2 protein-coding genes are annotated in these 865 nt (G+C 38.6%); both read right to left on the reverse strand.

Annotated features, from left to right (window positions below; translation table 11 throughout):
• Window positions 1-125: 125 nt before the first annotated feature.
• The gene (locus CDH51_RS20345) at window positions 126-365 is read right to left on the reverse strand and encodes a hypothetical protein (protein ID WP_232724872.1); all 240 of its coding nucleotides are present in this window, start codon (window positions 363-365) and stop codon (window positions 126-128) included.
• A 38-nt stretch (window positions 366-403) separates the two neighbouring features.
• Window positions 404-763, reverse strand: coding sequence for a transposase (locus tag CDH51_RS20350; protein ID WP_232724873.1), 360 nt, complete (start codon window positions 761-763; stop codon window positions 404-406).
• Window positions 764-865: the final 102 nt, after the last annotated feature.

Here is an 865-nt window from a genome sequence, read left to right on the forward strand (position 1 = left end):
TGCGGACAATCCCCAACTGGGCGTAGATTCTCCTCAGCAGCTTTGAAGTTCCGATTGAGGCTGGGTGGAATTTGCAATTCCACCCTAATATCCTTACCAATTTGCAATTGGCAATGGTCATAAAATCACCAATAATCCACTTCGATCAAGCCCTTAAGTCCTGAATAATTCCGTGCACTTGAATATAAGTATTCTTCCGCATTTTCGACCCAGCCTGCTCTAACCGGATTCTCATGAATATACTTCATTCTGCTCTCGATCATATCTGGTCGATACAATTCAATCGCATGGTTTTCGTGAGTCCAAAACTGCAAGTCACCTGATCGCTTATTAAACTCAGCATGGTACTCAAAAATCATCTTCATCCATTCTCGCCTGCTTTCATGTGTTTATAATTTGATTTTCAAAGGTCACATGGAATCTCGCATAGGTTATAATCATCCCGGTGTATGTCAGTTCCGACATGCTCGATTTCATGTGGATTCTCCAATATCATTTTCAATAACTTTTTACTGGTGAACTTTTTAAAATCCCGTATCCAATCCGAAAGCTTTCCATCCTTTTGCTGAACCACCAAATGAATATGATTGCTCATAATCACATAACCAAACAAGTACAATCCTTTTTTCAACCGACAATATGAAAGGTTTTCCAAGATCAAATCACGATATACTTTTCTTGTAAAAACATCAGCCCAACCCACAACCTGGAACGTTAGAAAATAAGGAAGTTCTTGATCTCTTATCTGATAGGCCTCTCCCATAAGACATTTTTTTTATATATCAGCAAATTACAAATTTGTTTGTATAGAAAGGTAGGATCGAGCGTAACAAAAAGCTTTAGGAAAGCTTTTTAGCGAGAGGCC

The organism is Algoriphagus formosus, from assembly GCF_002807035.1.
GTDB classification, from domain to species: Bacteria; Bacteroidota; Bacteroidia; order Cytophagales; family Cyclobacteriaceae; genus Algoriphagus; species Algoriphagus formosus.